This window comes from Pseudomonas sp. B35(2017) (genome assembly GCF_002113645.1).
Taxonomy (GTDB): Bacteria; Pseudomonadota; Gammaproteobacteria; order Pseudomonadales; family Pseudomonadaceae; genus Aquipseudomonas; species Aquipseudomonas ekonensis.
Window position 1 is genome coordinate 468077 of the sequence record NZ_NEIZ01000001.1, and the last position, 15343, is coordinate 483419.

Genomic DNA, 15343 nt, shown 5'->3' on the forward strand with positions numbered 1-15343 from the left:
CCACCCCGCTAATCACTCATTCCTGCGACGTGAAGCGTCTTCAGGATGACCATGAATTGTTCGAGAGTTCTGTCGATGACCAATCCTGCCCTGATTGATGAACTGAAGACCCTGGTCGAGCCCGGCAAAGTCCTCACCGACGCCGACTCCCTGAACGCATACGGCAAGGATTGGACCAAGCATTTCGCCCCGGCGCCGAGCGCCGTCGTGTTCCCCAAGACCATCGAACAGGTGCAGGCCATTGTGCGCTGGGCCAATGCGCACAAGGTGGCGCTGGTGCCGTCGGGCGGGCGCACCGGGCTGTCCGCCGCCGCGGTGGCGGCCAACGGCGAGGTGGTCGTGTCGTTCGACTACATGAACCGCATCCTCGACATCAACCTCACCGACCGCACCGCCGTCTGCCAGCCGGGAGTGGTCACCGAGCAACTGCAGAACGCCGCCGAAGAGCATGACCTGTACTACCCGGTGGACTTCGCCTCCGCCGGTTCCAGCCAGATCGGCGGCAACATCGGCACCAATGCCGGCGGGATCAAGGTCATTCGCTACGGCATGACCCGCAACTGGGTGGCGGGCATGAAAGTCGTCACCGGCAAGGGCGACGTGCTGGAACTGAACAAGGACCTGATCAAGAACGCCACCGGCTACGACCTGCGGCAGCTGTTCATCGGCGCCGAAGGCACCCTGGGCTTTGTGGTCGAGGCCACCATGCGCCTGGACCGGGCGCCGAAGAACCTGACCGCGATGGTGCTCGGCACCCCGGACTTCGACTCGATCATGCCGGTGCTGCACGCCTTCCAGGGCAAGCTCGACCTGACCGCGTTCGAGTTCTTCTCCGACAAGGCGCTGGCCAAGGTGCTGGGCCGCGGCGACGTGCCGGCGCCGTTCGAGACCGACTGCCCGTTCTACGCGCTGCTGGAGTTCGAGGCGACCACCGAAGAGGTGGCCAACCTGGCCCTGGAGACCTTCGAACACTGCGTGGAGCAGGGCTGGGTGCTCGACGGCGTGATGAGCCAGAGCGAAACCCAGCTGCAGAACCTGTGGAAGCTGCGCGAGTACATCTCCGAAACCATCTCCCACTGGACGCCGTACAAGAACGACATTTCGGTCACCGTGGCGAAAGTCCCGGCGTTCCTCCAGGAAATCGACGCGATCGTCGGCAAGCACTACCCGGATTTCGAGATCGTCTGGTTCGGCCACATCGGCGACGGCAACCTGCACCTGAACATCCTCAAGCCGGACAACCTGAGCAAGGACGAGTTCTTCGCCAAGTGCGCCACCGTCAACAAGTGGGTGTTCGAGACCGTCGAGAAGTACAACGGCTCGATCTCCGCCGAACACGGCGTGGGCATGACCAAACGCGATTACTTGACCTACAGCCGCTCGCCGGCGGAAATCGAGTACATGAAAGCGGTCAAGGCGGTGTTCGACCCGAACGGCATCATGAACCCGGGCAAGATCTTCGCGGTTTGAGCGCAACCCTTGTGAATCAATGAAGGCAGGAGTCGGTAAATGAGCTATCAGCACCAATACGTCGACGGTACGCGGATTCACTTCCCGTTGGGGAAAGTGGTGTGCATCGGCCGCAACTACGCCGAACACGCCAAGGAACTGGACAACCCGGTGCCCACCGAGCCGTTGCTGTTCATCAAGCCCGGCAGTTGCGTGGTGCCGCTGGAGGGCGGGTTCAAGATTCCGACCGAGCGCGGTTCGGTGCACTACGAGGCCGAGATCGCCGTGCTGATCGGCAAGCCGCTGTCCACCCGGCCGAGCCGCGAGGAAGTGCTGGACGCCATCTCCGGCTTCGCCCCGGCGCTGGACCTGACCCTGCGCGACAAGCAGGCCGAGCTCAAGTCCAAGGGCCTGCCGTGGGAAATCGCCAAGTCCTTCGACGGTGCGGCGGTGATCGCCCCGTTCGTGGCCGCCGGCACCTTCGCCGACCTGACCGACATCGGCATCCGCCTGACCATCAACGGTGAAGTTCGCCAGGACGGCAACAGCAGCGCGATGCTCAACCCGATCGTGCCGATGATCCAGCACATGGCAGGCTGCTTCTCGCTGCAGGCCGGCGACGTGATCCTCACCGGCACGCCGGTGGGCGTCGGGCCGCTGAACGTCGGCGACGACATCGTGCTGGAGTTGCCGGGCGCCAGCCGCTTCACCAGCAGCGTGCGCTGATCCGTCATTGCCGCTGACGCCATCGCCGGCAGGCAGGCTCCCACAGGGTCTTGGAGCCTGTCAGGTATCTTGCGGATATCGGGGGGCCTCTGTGGGAGCCAGCCTGCTGGCGATTCGCTGGATCAGCCACCGCAAGGGATGGATCGGTGCAGCGGCCCCCACAGGCAAGGCGATCCCGCCATTTGCCGTTTTTTTCACATCCTGTACGGATAATTCCGGTCATTCTGGCGTCTGAGCCGGCCCCTTTGTGCTATTACCCATAGCCTGAATTTTCGGAACGCGTCCTCTGATGTCATCTCAATCGCTGCCCAAGCTCAAATCCGCCCGCCGCCCGCGGTTCGTCATGCGTGGGTATTCCTGGCTGCTGCTGGTGGGCGCCGTCGCTTATGGCCTGGCGTACGCCATGCACTGGGACGACCGGGGCCTGCTGTGGGTGCAGGAGCGTTTCGAGAGCGCCGCCGAGCAGAAGGAAAGCATCTGGCTGCCCGACTACCGCGCGGTGATCGACGCCAAGCTGTTGCCGGGGATGGAAAAGGACGAGGCGTCGGATCTCTCCTACGACCCGCAGACCAAAACCCTGTTTTCGGTGATGGGCAAGAACCCTTTCCTGGTCGAGCTGACCCTGCAGGGCGATGTGCTGCGCAAGATGCCGCTGGTGGGCTGGAGCAATCCGGAAGGCGTCACCGTGATGGAGAACGGCCTGCTGGCCATCGTCGACGAACGCGACCACCTGCTGTCGATCGTCAAGGTCGACGCCGCCACCCGCGAACTCAAGCGCGACGACTATCCGAAGTACGACCTGGGCCCGTCCAAGGATCAGAACAAGGCGTTCGAGGCCATCACCTGGGACAAGCGCAACCAACGCCTGCTGCTGGGCGAGGAGCGTCCGCCGGCGTTGTTCACCTGGAGCAGCGACGGCAGCCAGGCCCTCAAGGGTGACAAGCAGAAGCTGCCGAGCGACGAGCTGGACCTGCGCAACCTCTCGGCCTTGGCCGTCGACCCGCGCACCGGCCACACCCTGGTGCTGTCCGCCGATTCGCACTTGCTGCTGGAGCTGGACGAAAAGGGCGAGCAGGTCAGCTTCATGACCCTGCTCGGCGGCTTCAACGGCCTGAAGAAAACCATCCCCCGCGCCGAAGGCGTGACCATGGACGAGGCGGGTACGCTGTACATCGTCAGCGAGCCGAACCTGTTCTATCGCTTCGAAAAGCAGAAGTGACCCCGGCGCCCCAGGCGCGCGGTTGTCCTCACGGGCCGGCGGCCATTAAGCTTCAGTTCAGACGGGCGTGATATTCCATCCGCCCGTTTTGATTCCGAGCCCGTCCGCATGCGCCGATTCGCCCGTCCCAAACCCCTGTTCATTCTGCTGTCCGCGGTGGCCTTGATCGCGTTGATCGCCGTCGGCCAGTACCTGCGCCTGTTCGAACGGGCCTGGTTCAACCTGCATGCGCTGTGGCAGCCGCACAGCGCCGAGGCCATCGGCCTTGACCGCTACCGGGTGGACGTCGAGGCGAAAACCATCGACGGGCTGGACGACGATGTGTCGGCCCTGACCTACGATCCGGTGCGCAACAGCCTGTTCACCGTCACCAACAAGAACGCCGAGCTGATCGAACTGTCGCTGGACGGCCGGATCCTGCGCCGGGTGGCGCTGATCGGCTTCGGCGATCCGGAGGCGGTGGAGTTCATCAGCGCCGACACCTACGTCATCACCGACGAGCGCCAGCAGCGGCTGATCAAGATCCACCTCGAGCAGGACACCACGTTCCTCGATGCGGCCGATGCGGAGCAGATGACCCTCGGCGTGCACATGAGCGGCAACAAGGGGTTCGAAGGCCTGGCCTACGATTCGGTGGGCAAGCGCCTGTTCGTGGCCAAGGAGCGGGACCCGATGCTGATCTATGAAGTGCACGGCTTTCCCCACTTCAATCCGGAGAAGTCCTACGCCGTGCACGTGATCAACAACCCCAAGCGCGACGCCGGGATGTTCGTGCGGGACCTGTCGAGCCTGCAGTACGACGAGCGCAGCGGCCATCTGCTGGCGCTGTCCGACGAGTCGCGGCTGATTCTGGAACTGGATGTGGACGGGCGCCCGTTGAGCACGATGTCGCTGAGCGGGGGCCGGCAGGGCCTGAAGAAGACCGTGCCGCAGGCCGAAGGCATTGCGATGGACGATGACGGGACGCTGTACCTGGTGAGCGAGCCGAACCTGTTCTACGTCTTCAAGAAGCCTGCGCAAAACTGATTCGCACCCAAAAACACTGTGGGAGCGAGCCTGCTCGCGATGAGGGAGTTTCAGTCACTGAACAGGTCGACTGACACACCGCTATCGCTGGCAAGCCAGCTCCCACAGGTTTTTCATCTGCCCAGAAGAATGTGGGCAGTTTCGGGTTACTCAGCCTTCAGGGTTTTCACGCCTTCGCTGGTGCCCAACAGCAGCAGGTCCGCCGGACGCGCCGCGAACAGGCCGTTGGTGACCACGCCGACGATGGCGTTGATCTGCGCTTCCAGTTCCACCGGGTTGGTGATCTGCAGGTTGTGCACATCGAGGATGATGTTGCCGTTGTCGGTCAGCACGCCTTCGCGGTAGACCGGGTCGCCGCCGAGCTTCACCAGTTGGCGGGCGACGTGGCTGCGGGCCATCGGGATGACTTCCACCGGCAGCGGGAACGCGCCGAGCACCGGCACCAGCTTGCTGGCGTCGGCGATGCAGATGAAGGTTTGCGCCACGGCGGCGACGATCTTCTCGCGGGTCAGGGCCGCGCCGCCGCCCTTGATCAGGTTCAGGTGGGCATCGCTTTCGTCGGCGCCGTCGACGTAGAACTCCAGGTTGCTCACGGTGTTGAGCTCGTACACCGGGATCCCGTGGCCCTTCAGGCGCGCGGCGGTGGCTTCGGAGCTGGCGACCGCGCCGTCGAACGCGCCCTTGTGCAGGGCCAGGGCGTCGATGAAGCAGTTGGCGGTGGAGCCGGTGCCGACCCCGACGATGCTCTTGTCGTCGAGTTTAGGAAGGATGAAGTCGACGGCGGCCTGGGCCACGGCCTGTTTGAGTTGATCCTGGGTCATGCGGGCTCCGGAAGCGGGCAAGGTAAGAACGGAAAGGCCGGCATTATAGCCCCAAGCCGGGGTAAAACCTCGGGATTCGTGTGGTCGTGCGGCCAAAAGCCGGGTTAGACTCCTTGGCCCTGCCCAACCCGCCCAGTGATGCCTTCCGATGCTCGAACAGTACGTCAAAAAGATCCTCACCTCGCGCGTTTACGACGTTGCCGTAGAAACCCCGCTGCAGAACGCCCGCCAGCTCTCCGAGCGGCTGGGCAACGACATCTGGCTCAAGCGCGAAGACTTGCAGCCGGTGTTCTCGTTCAAGATCCGCGGGGCCTACAACAAGCTGACCCAGCTGACCGACGAAGAGCGCGCCCGCGGCGTGGTCACCGCCTCGGCGGGCAACCATGCCCAGGGCCTGGCCCTGGCGGCCAAGGTGCTGGGGGTGAAGGCCACCATCGTGATGCCCAAGACCACCCCGGAGATCAAGGTCGAAGGCGTGCGCTCACGGGGCGGCAAGGTGGTGCTGCACGGCGACTCGTTCCCGGAGGCGCTGGCCTATTCGCTGAAGCTGGTCGATGAGAAGGGCTACGTCTACATCCACCCTTACGATGATCCGCACACCATCGCCGGGCAGGGCACCGTGGCGATGGAGATCCTGCGCCAGCACCCGCAGCCGCTGGACGCGATCTTCGTGCCGGTCGGCGGCGGCGGGCTGATCGCCGGCATCGCGGCGTACGTGAAGTACCTGCGCCCGGACATCAAGGTCATCGGCGTCGAGCCCGACGACTCCAACTGCCTGCAGGCGGCGATGGCGGCGGGCGAGCGCGTGGTGCTGCCGACGGTGGGCATCTTCGCCGACGGCGTGGCGGTGGCCCAGATCGGCCAGCACACCTTCGACATCTGCAAGGACTACGTCGATGAGGTGATCACCGTCAGCACCGACGAAATCTGCGCGGCGATCAAGGACATCTACGACGATACCCGCTCGATCACCGAACCTGCCGGCGCCCTGGGCGTGGCCGGGATCAAGAAGTACGTCGAGCAGCGCGGCGTGGCCGGCAAGACCTTCGTCGCCATCGACTCCGGCGCCAACGTCAACTTCGACCGCTTGCGCCACGTGGCCGAGCGCGCCGAACTGGGCGAGGGCCGCGAAGCGATCATCGCCGTGACCATCCCGGAGAAGGCCGGCAGCTTCAAGGCGTTCTGCGAGGCCATCGGCAAGCGCCAGATCACCGAATTCAACTACCGCTACAGCACCGGCAGCGAAGCGCACATCTTCGTCGGCGTGCAGACCCACCCGGACAGCGACCCGCGCAGCGCGCTGCTGGCGAGCCTGACCGAACAGGGCTTCCCGGTGATCGACCTGACCGACAACGAACTGGCCAAGCTGCACATCCGCCACATGGTCGGCGGGCGCGCGGCGCAGGTGGTCGACGAGGTGGTGCTGCGCTTCGAGTTCCCGGAGCGTCCGGGGGCGCTGTTCAACTTCCTCAACAAACTGGGCGGGCGCTGGAACATCTCGATGTTCCACTACCGCAACCACGGCGCGGCGGACGGCCGGGTGGTGGCGGGCCTGCAGGTGCCGCACGAGGAGCGCCACCTGGTGCCGGCGGCGCTGGAGGCGATCGGCTACCCGTACTGGGACGAGAGCGACAACCCGGCCTATCAGCTGTTTCTCGGCTGAGCGGCTACGCTGATGGGCAGGCCATAAGGAAACCGGATCATGGAAACGTTGACTGCACTCAAGGTGGCGCACACGGCGGCGACGGCCGTGTTGTTGCTCGGCGCGCTGGGCCTGGGCGCCTGGGTGTTCCTGGCGCGGCGCAAGGGTGACGCCACCGCGGGCAGCCGCACGCTGCAGCGGCCGCGGGTGTTCGTCTGGCTGCTGATGGCGCTGGCGCTGCTGAGCATGCCGTTCACCGGCTGGTGGATGGTGCATCTGGTGGGCTGGCCGCTGGGGCAGACCTGGCTGCTGGCCTCCAGCGTGCTCTACACCGTGGCGGCGCTGGCGTGGTTCTGGCTGCTGGTGCGGCTGAACCGGCTGCGCAAGGCGCCGGGCGGGGTGGGGCGGTTCAGCCTGGCCTTGGCGCTGTTCGGCCTGGTCTGCTTCGTGGCGATTGCCGGGTTGATGGGGGCCAAGCCTGTCTGAGGCCTTGAACCCGGGGTGAGCCAATCGCTGGCAAGCCAGCTCCCACAGGGCTCTCCAGTGTTCACTGGGTCTGTGTTCGCCGCAGAACCTTGTGGGAGCTGGCTTGCCAGCGATGGCGGCATCAGCCGCGCAGGCTGAGCACAGGCCAACCCCGCTTCTCGGCCTCGGCCCGCAGGTTCGGATCCGGATCCACCGCCACCGGGTTCGTCACCTGCTCCAGCAGCGGCAGGTCGTTCATCGAGTCGCTGTAGAAGTAACTGTCCTCCAGCGAATGCCCGGTCTCTTCCAGCCAGCGGTTCAACCGCGTCACCTTGCCTTCACGGAAACACGGCACGTCGGTGCTGCGCCCGGTGTAGCGGCCGTCCTGCATCTCGCACTCGGTGGCGATCAGGGTCTCGACGCCCAGGCGCACGGCAATCGGCGCGGTGACGAAACGGTTGGTGGCGGTGATGATCACCAGTTTGTCGCCGGCGTCGCGGTGCCGCTTCAGCAGTTCCAGCGCCTTGGGCAGCATGATCGGCTCGATGCAGTCGCGCATGTAGTCGCTGTGCCATTGGTCGAGCACGGCCATTTCGGTGCGGCCGAGGATCTCCAGGCAGAAGTTCAGGTACGCGGCGTTGTCCAGCTGGCCGGCCAGGTAATCCTGGTAGAACTCGTCGTTGCGCGTCTTGTAGGCGACCGGGTCGAGGAAGCCGCGTTCGCACAGGTAGTCGCCCCAGGCGTGATCGCTGTCGCCGCCCAGAAGGGTGTTGTCCAAATCGAAGAGTGCCAGGCGCATTGCAGTTACCCGCTGAAAAGTCAGTGAAAAGGGGACAAGAATACGGTCTTTTCACAAGAGTGCACATAAGCTGGGAACCTTCGTTGCCGCCTTCACGACCTTTGTGGAACAATGCGGCGACATGCGTTTGCGAGGTTGTTGCCGTGATCGACCCCGATGGTTTCCGCCCCAATGTCGGGATCATTCTGACGAATGACGCCGGCCAGGTGCTATGGGCCCGCCGTATCAATCAGGACGCCTGGCAGTTTCCGCAAGGGGGGATCAACCCCGACGAGACGCCGGAAGACGCCTTGTACCGCGAGCTGAACGAAGAAGTGGGCCTGGAGCGCGAAGATGTTGAAATTCTCGCCTGTACCCGGGGCTGGTTGCGCTATCGTTTGCCGCAACGCCTGGTGCGGACCCACAGCCAGCCGCTGTGCATCGGCCAGAAGCAGAAGTGGTTTCTCCTGCGCCTGATCTCCAACGAGCAGCGGGTGCGGATGGATTTGACCGGTAAACCGGAGTTCGATGGCTGGCGCTGGGTCAGCTATTGGTATCCGTTGGGCCAGGTGGTGACATTCAAGCGCGAGGTGTACCGGCGCGCCCTCAAAGAGCTTGCCCCGCGCCTGCTGGCGCGCGACTGACGACGGAGTTCGACCCCGAGCCATGCTCAATACGCTGCGCAAGATCGTCCAGGAAGTTAACTCCGCCAAGGATCTCAAGGCGGCGTTGGGGATTATTGTGTTGCGCGTCAAAGAGGCCATGGGCAGCCAGGTCTGCTCGGTCTACCTGCTCGACCCCGAGACCAACCGCTTCGTGCTGATGGCCACCGAGGGCTTGAACAAGCGCTCGATCGGCAAGGTCAGCATGGCGCCCAACGAAGGTCTGGTCGGCCTGGTCGGCACGCGTGAAGAACCCCTGAACCTCGAAAACGCCGCGGACCACCCGCGCTACCGCTACTTCGCCGAGACCGGCGAGGAGCGCTACGCCTCGTTCCTCGGGGCGCCGATCATCCACCACCGCCGCGTCGTCGGCGTGTTGGTCATCCAGCAGAAAGAACGCCGCCAGTTCGACGAAGGCGAAGAAGCCTTCCTCGTGACCATGAGCGCCCAGCTCGCGGGCGTGATCGCCCACGCCGAGGCCACCGGCTCGATCCGCGGCCTGGGCCGTCAGGGCAAGGGCATCCAGGAAGCCAAGTTCGTCGGCGTGCCGGGGTCGCCGGGTGCGGCCGTCGGCACCGCGGTGGTCATGCTGCCGCCGGCGGACCTGGACGTGGTGCCGGACAAGGCCGTCGCCGACATCGACGCTGAGCTTGCGCTGTTCAAGAACGCCCTCGAAGGCGTGCGCGCCGACATGCGCGCCCTGTCGGCCAAGCTGGCGACCCAGCTGCGCCCCGAAGAGCGCGCGCTGTTCGACGTCTACCTGATGATGCTCGACGATGCCTCGCTGGGCAGCGAAGTCACCACCGTGATCAAGACCGGCCAATGGGCCCAGGGCGCCCTGCGCCAGGTGGTCACCGATCACGTCAACCGTTTCGAACTGATGGACGACGCCTACCTGCGGGAGCGGGCCTCGGACGTCAAGGACCTGGGCCGCCGCCTGCTCGCCTACTTGCAGGAAGAGCGCCAGCAGAACCTGGTCTACCCGGAAAAGACCATCCTGGTCAGCGAAGAACTGACGCCGGCCATGCTCGGCGAGGTGCCGGAAGGCACGCTGGTCGGCCTGGTCTCGGTGCTCGGTTCGGGCAACTCCCACGTCGCGATCCTGGCCCGGGCCATGGGCATCCCGACGGTGATGGGCCTGGTCGACCTGCCGTACGCCAAGGTCGACGGCATCGAAATGATCGTCGACGGCCACCGCGGCGAGGTCTACACCAACCCCGGCGAAGTGCTGCGCAAGCAGTTCGCCGAAGTGGTGGAAGAAGAGAAGCAGTTGGCCCTGGGCCTGGACGCGCTGCGCGACCTGCCGTGCGTGACCCTCGACGGGCACCGTATGCCGCTTTGGGTCAACACCGGCCTGCTGGCGGACGTGGCCCGCGCCCAGAAGCGTGGCGCCGAAGGCGTCGGCCTGTACCGCACCGAAGTGCCGTTCATGATCAACCAGCGCTTCCCGAGCGAAAAGGAACAGCTGGCGATCTACCGCGAGCAGCTCGCCGCGTTCCATCCGCAGCCGGTGACCATGCGTACCCTGGACATCGGCGGCGACAAGGCGCTGTCGTACTTCCCGATCAAGGAGGACAACCCGTTCCTGGGCTGGCGCGGCATCCGCGTCACCCTCGACCACCCGGAGATCTTCCTGGTGCAGACCCGCGCGATGCTCAAGGCCAGCGAAGGCCTGAACAACCTGCGGATCCTGCTGCCGATGATCTCCGGCATCCACGAGCTGGAAGAGGCGCTGCACCTGATCCACCGGGCCTGGGGCGAGGTGCGCGACGAGGGTACCGACGTGCCGATGCCGCCGGTGGGGGTGATGATCGAGATTCCGGCGGCGGTGTACCAGACCAAGGAACTGGCGCGGATGGTGGACTTCCTGTCCGTCGGCTCCAACGACCTGACCCAGTACCTGCTGGCCGTGGACCGCAACAACCCGCGGGTGGCCGACCTCTACGACTACCTGCACCCGGCGGTGCTGCAGGCCTTGCAGATCGTGGTGCGCGACGCCCACGCCGAAGGCAAGCCGGTGAGCATCTGCGGCGAAATGGCCGGCGACCCGGCGGCCGCGGTGCTGCTGATGGCGATGGGCTTCGACAGCCTGTCGATGAACGCCACCAACCTGCCGAAGGTGAAGTGGATGCTGCGTCAGATCAACCTGAGCAAGTCCAAGGACCTGCTGGCGGAGCTGATGACCATCGACAACCCGCAGGTCATCCACAGCTCGCTGCAGCTGGCCCTGAAGAACCTGGGGCTGTCGCGGATGATCAACCCGGCGCCGGTCAAGACCGCCTGAGGGCATGTGGCGAGGGAGCGAGCGCCTTCGCCACGTCAGAGGCTCAGGTCCACCTCCCCGAGATGCCCGCCGAACGGGCCGAAGCTGCGCTCCACGATCCGGCGCGTGCCGTCCGCCTGCACGATCAGCGCCGTGCTCGCCCGCGTCCCGTAGCTCTGGCTGGCGATGAACACGCTCGACAGCAGCGACTCGGTCGTCCGTCCCACGCCGGTGTCCGGCAACTCCGCCTCCGGCGCCGGCTGCGCGTCGGCCAGCAGCGCCAGCAACCGTTCGGGCTGCGGATCGTCCAGCGCCGCGCTCAGGGCCGCCTTGGCCTTGAGCAGTTTCGGCCAGGGCGTGTCCAGCCCGGCGTTGGACAGTCCGTAGACCCCTGGCGGCAGCATCACCGGCTCCGTGTCGCGGGCGTTGAAGTGCCACAGTTCGTGGGCGTTGCCCAGCAGCAGGTTGAACCCGGCGTACTGCGCCGAGCGTTCGACGACATCGGCCAGATAGTCGTCGATCGACAGCTCCCCGGTCAGGAACCCGGCCACCAGCCCGCCCCGTGAGCGCTGCGCCGGCGGCTGGCCGGGGTCGCGGATGTTGGTCAGCGCCGCGAACCGGCCGTGGGCGCTCAGGCCCAGCCAGGTGCCGCCTGCCTCAAGGTCTCGCCCGGCGTGGACATGAGGCGCCTCCGGCCAGGGGGCCAACGGCAGGCTGGGCCGGGCGTAGAACTCGTCGCGGTTGGCCGCGACGATCAGCGGCTGGGCATGATCCGGCCGCCAGGCGAAAACGATCAGGCACATAAGGTTGTCCTTGTGCGTTTTTTGCTCACTTTACGCAGTCATCGTCCGCGCATCCATCGCAAGTGGAGCCCGAGGCCACGCATCCGTTACCATGCCGCTCCGGTTTTAGGGACGCGTCGGGGGAGGCGGTCATGGAATTTCTGCTCTATCTGGCGTTGGGCGCCTGCGCAGGCGTGCTGGCTGGGCTGTTCGGGGTCGGCGGCGGGATCATCATCGTCCCGGTGCTGGTGTTCAGTTTCACCCTGCAAGGCTTCGATCCGTCGATCCTGACGCACCTGGCGGTGGGCACGTCGCTGGCGACGATCATCTTCACCTCGGTCAACGCCGTGCGCGAGCACCACCGCCGGGGCGCGGTGCGCTGGCCGATCTTCGTCTGGATGACGGTCGGCATCCTGGTCGGCGCCGGCCTGGGCGCGCTGACTGCCGAAGCGATCTCGGGGCCTCACCTGCAAAAGATCATCGGCGTGTTCGCCCTGGTGATCGCCGCGCAACTGGCCCTGGAGGCCAAGCCCAAGGCCAGCCGCACGGTGCCGGGCAAGCTCGGCCTGACCGTGGCCGGCAGCGTGATCGGCTGGGCCTCGGCGATCTTCGGCATCGGCGGCGGCTCGCTGACCGTGCCGTTCCTGACCTGGCGCAGCGTGCCGATGCAGCAGGCGGTGGCGACATCGTCGGCCTGCGGTTTGCCGATCGCGGTGGCCAGTGCGATAAGTTTCATGATTCTGGGCTGGCACGATCCGCTGCTGCCGGCCCATAGTCTCGGTTTCGTGTACCTGCCGGCGCTGTTGGGGATCGCCCTGACCAGCATGGTCTTCGCCCGCCTCGGCGCGCGCCTGGCCCACAAACTGTCGCCGAAGTTGCTCAAACGCCTGTTCGCCGCTTTGCTGTTCTGCGTGGGCCTGAACTTTCTGTTGTGAGCCGGCGCAATCCTGACTTAATCCTGAGGTGGCAGCGTCCCCCGGGAATGTTGAAGACCTGAACTCTAACGAGGAGTCGCAATGCTGCCTTACCCGCAGATCGACCCGGTGGCGGTTGCCATCGGTCCGTTGAAAATCCACTGGTACGGGCTGATGTACCTGATCGGCATCGGCGGCGCGTGGCTGCTGGCGTCGCGCCGGCTCAACCGTTTCGACCCGACCTGGACGAAGGAGAAGCTCTCCGACCTGGTGTTCTGGCTGTCCATGGGCGTGATCGTCGGCGGGCGCCTGGGCTACGTGCTGTTCTATGACCTGAGCGCCTACCTCGCCAACCCGACGCTGATCTTCGAGGTGTGGAAGGGCGGCATGTCGTTCCATGGCGGCTTCATCGGCGTGATGCTGGCGGCGCTGTGGTTCGGCAAACGCAACAACAAGTCGTTCTTCCAGCTGATGGACTTCGTCGCGCCGATGGTGCCGATCGGCCTGGGCGCCGGGCGCATCGGCAACTTCATCAACGCCGAGCTGTGGGGCAAGCCGACCGACGTGCCGTGGGCGATGATCTTCCCGCCGTTCAGCGATCCGGCGCAGTTGCCGCGTCACCCGTCGCAGCTTTACCAGTTCGCCCTCGAAGGCGTGGCGCTGTTCCTGATCCTCTGGCTGTTCTCGCGCAAGCCGCGTCCGACCATGGCCGTCTCCGGCATGTTCGCGCTGTTCTACGGGATCTTCCGGTTCATCGTCGAGTTCGTCCGCGTGCCGGACGCGCAACTGGGCTACTTGGCCTGGAACTGGCTGACCATGGGCCAGGTGCTGTGCGTGCCGATGATCGTCGGCGGGCTGTTCCTGATCTGGCTGGCCTACCGTCGCGCGCCGGCGGCGCCGGTCGCTCCGACGGCTTAACATACGGACCCCGGCGCTGGACGCCGGGGCTCAAAGGAAACAGGTAACCCATGAAGCAATATCTTGATCTGGTGTCCCACGTCATCAACAACGGCACCAAACAGGCCAACCGTACCGGAGTGAACACCATCAGCTTTCCGGGCGCCATGCTGCGCTTCGACCTGCAGGAAGGCTTTCCGGCGATCACCACCCGCAAGATGGCCTTCAAGTCGGCCATCGGCGAGATGTGCGGTTTTCTGCGCGGGGTGAACAACGCCGCCGAGTTCCGGGCGCTGGGCTGCAAGGTCTGGGACCAGAACGCCAACGAGAACGCCCAGTGGCTGGCCAACCCGTTCCGTCAGGGCGAGGACGACCTGGGCGAGATCTACGGCGTGCAGTGGCGCAAATGGCCGGCGTACAAGCAGATCCCGCTGAGCAACGCCGCCGCCATCGAGCAGACCCTGAGCCAGGGCTACCGGCAGATCGCCGAGGGCGAAGAGGACGGCCAGGCCTACGTGGTGCTGTACAAGGCCATCGACCAGGTGCGCCAGTGCGTCGACACGATCATCAAGGATCCGGGCAGCCGGCGCATCCTGTTCCACGGCTGGAACTGCGCCCAGCTCGACGAGATGGCCCTGCCGCCGTGCCACCTGCTGTACCAGTTCCACCCGAACGTCGAGACCAAGGAAATTTCCCTGACCCTCTACATCCGTTCCAACGACCTGGGCCTGGGCACGCCGTTCAACCTCACCGAAGGCGCCGCGCTGCTGAGCCTGATCGGCCGCCTGACCGGCTACACGCCGCGCTGGTTCACCTATTTCATCGGCGATGCGCACGTCTACGAGAACCACCTGGACATGCTCAACGAACAACTCAAGCGCGAGCCGTTCGCCATGCCGAAACTGAAGATCTCCGACCGCGTGCCGGAATTCGCCAAGACCGGCGTGTACCAGCCGGAGTGGCTGGAACTGGTCGAGCCAAGCGACTTTTCCCTGGAAGGCTACGAGCACCATGCGCCGATGACCGCGCCGATGGCGGTCTGAGGCCCGGCTCCGCAGAGCCTGGGCTGACGCCATCGCCAGCAGGCTGGCTCCCACAAGGAGTTCGGTTGGATGCTGGGGTGGCGTTCACTGCAAGACAATGTGGGAGCGAGCCTGCTCGCGATGACGGTGTGTCAGCCAAGGATGGATCGGCTGACAGACCGCTATCGCTGGCAAGCCAGCTCCCACAGGGATATTCGGTGATCTTAATGGCCGTGGCTGCGGCCCACATGGGAGTGTTCCACTTCCGTCGCGACAACCCCGCCGCTCACTTCAAGCCGCTGCAGAATCCCGCACTGATCCGCCTCCGGCCCTTCGCCGCAGCGCTGGCGCAGGTCGAGCAGTTGCGCCTGCAAGGCCAGCAGGCCGTCGATCCGCGCCTTCACGTGCTGGATGTGCTCGTCGATCAAGGCGTTCACGCTTTCGCATTGGTCCTGCGGGCTGTCGCGCAGGGTGAGCAAGGCGCGGATCTCTTCGAGGGTCATGTCGAGGGTGCGGCAGTTGCGGATGAAGGTCAGCCGCTCGGCGTGGGCCTGGGTGTAGACCCGGTAGTTGCCGTCGCTGCGGGCCGGTTCCGGCAGCAGGTTTTCGCGTTCGTAGTAGCGGATGGTCTCCACGGCGCAGTCGGTGAGTTTCGCCAGTTCTCCGATCTTCATGAC

15 protein-coding genes are annotated in these 15343 nt (G+C 65.3%); 11 read left to right on the plus strand and 4 right to left on the minus strand.

Annotation, left to right across the window (positions count from 1 at the left end; all coding sequences use genetic code 11):
• Positions 1-75 precede the first annotated feature (75 nt).
• The 4 genes from CAG41_RS02175 to CAG41_RS02190 all read left to right on the plus strand — a co-directional run bounded on the left by CAG41_RS02175 (position 76) and on the right by CAG41_RS02190 (position 4420).
• The gene (locus CAG41_RS02175; protein ID WP_085706664.1) at positions 76-1470 is read left to right on the plus strand and encodes an FAD-binding oxidoreductase; all 1395 of its coding nucleotides are present in this window, start codon (positions 76-78) and stop codon (positions 1468-1470) included.
• A 39-nt stretch (positions 1471-1509) separates the two neighbouring features.
• Positions 1510-2175, plus strand: coding sequence for a fumarylacetoacetate hydrolase family protein (locus CAG41_RS02180; RefSeq protein ID WP_085580972.1), 666 nt, complete (start codon positions 1510-1512; stop codon positions 2173-2175).
• A 289-nt stretch (positions 2176-2464) separates the two neighbouring features.
• Positions 2465-3394: an SdiA-regulated domain-containing protein gene (locus CAG41_RS02185; RefSeq protein ID WP_085580970.1), complete on the plus strand. Its 930-nt coding sequence runs from the start codon at positions 2465-2467 to the stop codon at positions 3392-3394.
• Between the two features lie 108 nt (positions 3395-3502).
• Positions 3503-4420 carry an SdiA-regulated domain-containing protein gene (locus tag CAG41_RS02190; protein WP_085580967.1) on the plus strand — a complete coding sequence of 306 codons (918 nt, stop codon included), beginning with the start codon at positions 3503-3505 and terminating at the stop codon, positions 4418-4420.
• 146 nt (positions 4421-4566) lie between these two features.
• On the opposite strand, the gene rpiA is transcribed toward CAG41_RS02190, so the two are convergent.
• Positions 4567-5241, minus strand: coding sequence for a ribose-5-phosphate isomerase RpiA (rpiA, locus tag CAG41_RS02195; protein ID WP_085580965.1), 675 nt, complete (start codon positions 5239-5241; stop codon positions 4567-4569).
• A 148-nt stretch (positions 5242-5389) separates the two neighbouring features.
• On the opposite strand from rpiA, the gene ilvA reads away from it, so the two are divergent.
• Positions 5390-6904, plus strand: coding sequence for a threonine ammonia-lyase, biosynthetic (ilvA, locus tag CAG41_RS02200; protein WP_085580963.1), 1515 nt, complete (start codon positions 5390-5392; stop codon positions 6902-6904).
• Positions 6905-6943: 39 nt separating this feature from the next.
• Complete coding sequence (locus tag CAG41_RS02205; protein ID WP_085580961.1) at positions 6944-7369, plus strand: DUF2269 family protein; 426 nt, start codon at positions 6944-6946, stop codon at positions 7367-7369.
• Positions 7370-7490: 121 nt separating this feature from the next.
• Here the strand turns inward: CAG41_RS02205 and CAG41_RS02210 are convergent, their stop codons facing one another.
• Positions 7491-8147: an HAD family phosphatase gene (locus tag CAG41_RS02210; RefSeq protein WP_085706665.1), complete on the minus strand. Its 657-nt coding sequence runs from the start codon at positions 8145-8147 to the stop codon at positions 7491-7493.
• 143 nt (positions 8148-8290) lie between these two features.
• Here CAG41_RS02210 and CAG41_RS02215 point away from each other — a divergent pair, with 143 nt between their 5' ends.
• Both CAG41_RS02215 and ptsP read left to right on the plus strand, forming a co-directional pair.
• On the plus strand, positions 8291-8770 hold the full coding sequence (locus CAG41_RS02215; RefSeq protein WP_085580957.1) for an RNA pyrophosphohydrolase: 480 nt from the start codon (positions 8291-8293) through the stop codon (positions 8768-8770).
• A gap of 22 nt (positions 8771-8792) precedes the next feature.
• The gene (gene ptsP / locus CAG41_RS02220) at positions 8793-11072 is read left to right on the plus strand and encodes a phosphoenolpyruvate--protein phosphotransferase (RefSeq protein ID WP_085580955.1); all 2280 of its coding nucleotides are present in this window, start codon (positions 8793-8795) and stop codon (positions 11070-11072) included.
• A gap of 35 nt (positions 11073-11107) precedes the next feature.
• On the opposite strand, the gene CAG41_RS02225 is transcribed toward ptsP, so the two are convergent.
• On the minus strand, positions 11108-11854 hold the full coding sequence (locus tag CAG41_RS02225) for an NRDE family protein (protein ID WP_085693806.1): 747 nt from the start codon (positions 11852-11854) through the stop codon (positions 11108-11110).
• Positions 11855-11985: 131 nt separating this feature from the next.
• Here CAG41_RS02225 and CAG41_RS02230 point away from each other — a divergent pair, with 131 nt between their 5' ends.
• The 3 genes from CAG41_RS02230 (at position 11986) to CAG41_RS02240 (ending at position 14687) form a co-directional block, all read left to right on the plus strand.
• Positions 11986-12768, plus strand: coding sequence for a sulfite exporter TauE/SafE family protein (locus CAG41_RS02230; RefSeq protein WP_085580951.1), 783 nt, complete (start codon positions 11986-11988; stop codon positions 12766-12768).
• Positions 12769-12849: 81 nt separating this feature from the next.
• Positions 12850-13665 carry a prolipoprotein diacylglyceryl transferase gene (gene lgt / locus CAG41_RS02235; protein WP_085580949.1) on the plus strand — a complete coding sequence of 272 codons (816 nt, stop codon included), beginning with the start codon at positions 12850-12852 and terminating at the stop codon, positions 13663-13665.
• Positions 13666-13715: 50 nt separating this feature from the next.
• Entirely contained in the window at positions 13716-14687 is a 972-nt protein-coding gene (locus CAG41_RS02240; RefSeq protein ID WP_085580947.1) for a thymidylate synthase, read from the plus strand.
• A 203-nt stretch (positions 14688-14890) separates the two neighbouring features.
• Here CAG41_RS02240 and cadR read toward each other — a convergent pair whose 3' ends face one another.
• A complete protein-coding gene (cadR, locus tag CAG41_RS02245) occupies positions 14891-15340 on the minus strand; it encodes a Cd(II)/Pb(II)-responsive transcriptional regulator (protein WP_085630098.1) in 450 nt (149 codons plus the stop codon).
• Positions 15341-15343 lie beyond the last annotated feature (3 nt).

Excerpts from the sequence above, each read along its gene's own strand:
- CAG41_RS02175 (WP_085706664.1), top strand. The coding sequence starts at position 76 with ATGACCAATCCTGCCCTGATTGATGAACTGAAGACCCTGGTCGAGCCC.
- CAG41_RS02180 (WP_085580972.1), top strand. The coding sequence starts at position 1,510 with ATGAGCTATCAGCACCAATACGTCGACGGTACGCGGATTCACTTCCCG.
- CAG41_RS02185 (WP_085580970.1), top strand. The coding sequence starts at position 2,465 with ATGTCATCTCAATCGCTGCCCAAGCTCAAATCCGCCCGCCGCCCGCGG.
- CAG41_RS02190 (WP_085580967.1), top strand. The coding sequence starts at position 3,503 with ATGCGCCGATTCGCCCGTCCCAAACCCCTGTTCATTCTGCTGTCCGCG.
- rpiA (WP_085580965.1), bottom strand. The coding sequence starts at position 5,241 with ATGACCCAGGATCAACTCAAACAGGCCGTGGCCCAGGCCGCCGTCGAC.
- ilvA (WP_085580963.1), top strand. The coding sequence starts at position 5,390 with ATGCTCGAACAGTACGTCAAAAAGATCCTCACCTCGCGCGTTTACGAC.
- CAG41_RS02205 (WP_085580961.1), top strand. The coding sequence starts at position 6,944 with ATGGAAACGTTGACTGCACTCAAGGTGGCGCACACGGCGGCGACGGCC.
- CAG41_RS02210 (WP_085706665.1), bottom strand. The coding sequence starts at position 8,147 with ATGCGCCTGGCACTCTTCGATTTGGACAACACCCTTCTGGGCGGCGAC.
- ptsP (WP_085580955.1), top strand. The coding sequence starts at position 8,793 with ATGCTCAATACGCTGCGCAAGATCGTCCAGGAAGTTAACTCCGCCAAG.
- CAG41_RS02225 (WP_085693806.1), bottom strand. The coding sequence starts at position 11,854 with ATGTGCCTGATCGTTTTCGCCTGGCGGCCGGATCATGCCCAGCCGCTG.
- CAG41_RS02230 (WP_085580951.1), top strand. The coding sequence starts at position 11,986 with ATGGAATTTCTGCTCTATCTGGCGTTGGGCGCCTGCGCAGGCGTGCTG.
- lgt (WP_085580949.1), top strand. The coding sequence starts at position 12,850 with ATGCTGCCTTACCCGCAGATCGACCCGGTGGCGGTTGCCATCGGTCCG.
- CAG41_RS02240 (WP_085580947.1), top strand. The coding sequence starts at position 13,716 with ATGAAGCAATATCTTGATCTGGTGTCCCACGTCATCAACAACGGCACC.
- cadR (WP_085630098.1), bottom strand. The coding sequence starts at position 15,340 with ATGAAGATCGGAGAACTGGCGAAACTCACCGACTGCGCCGTGGAGACC.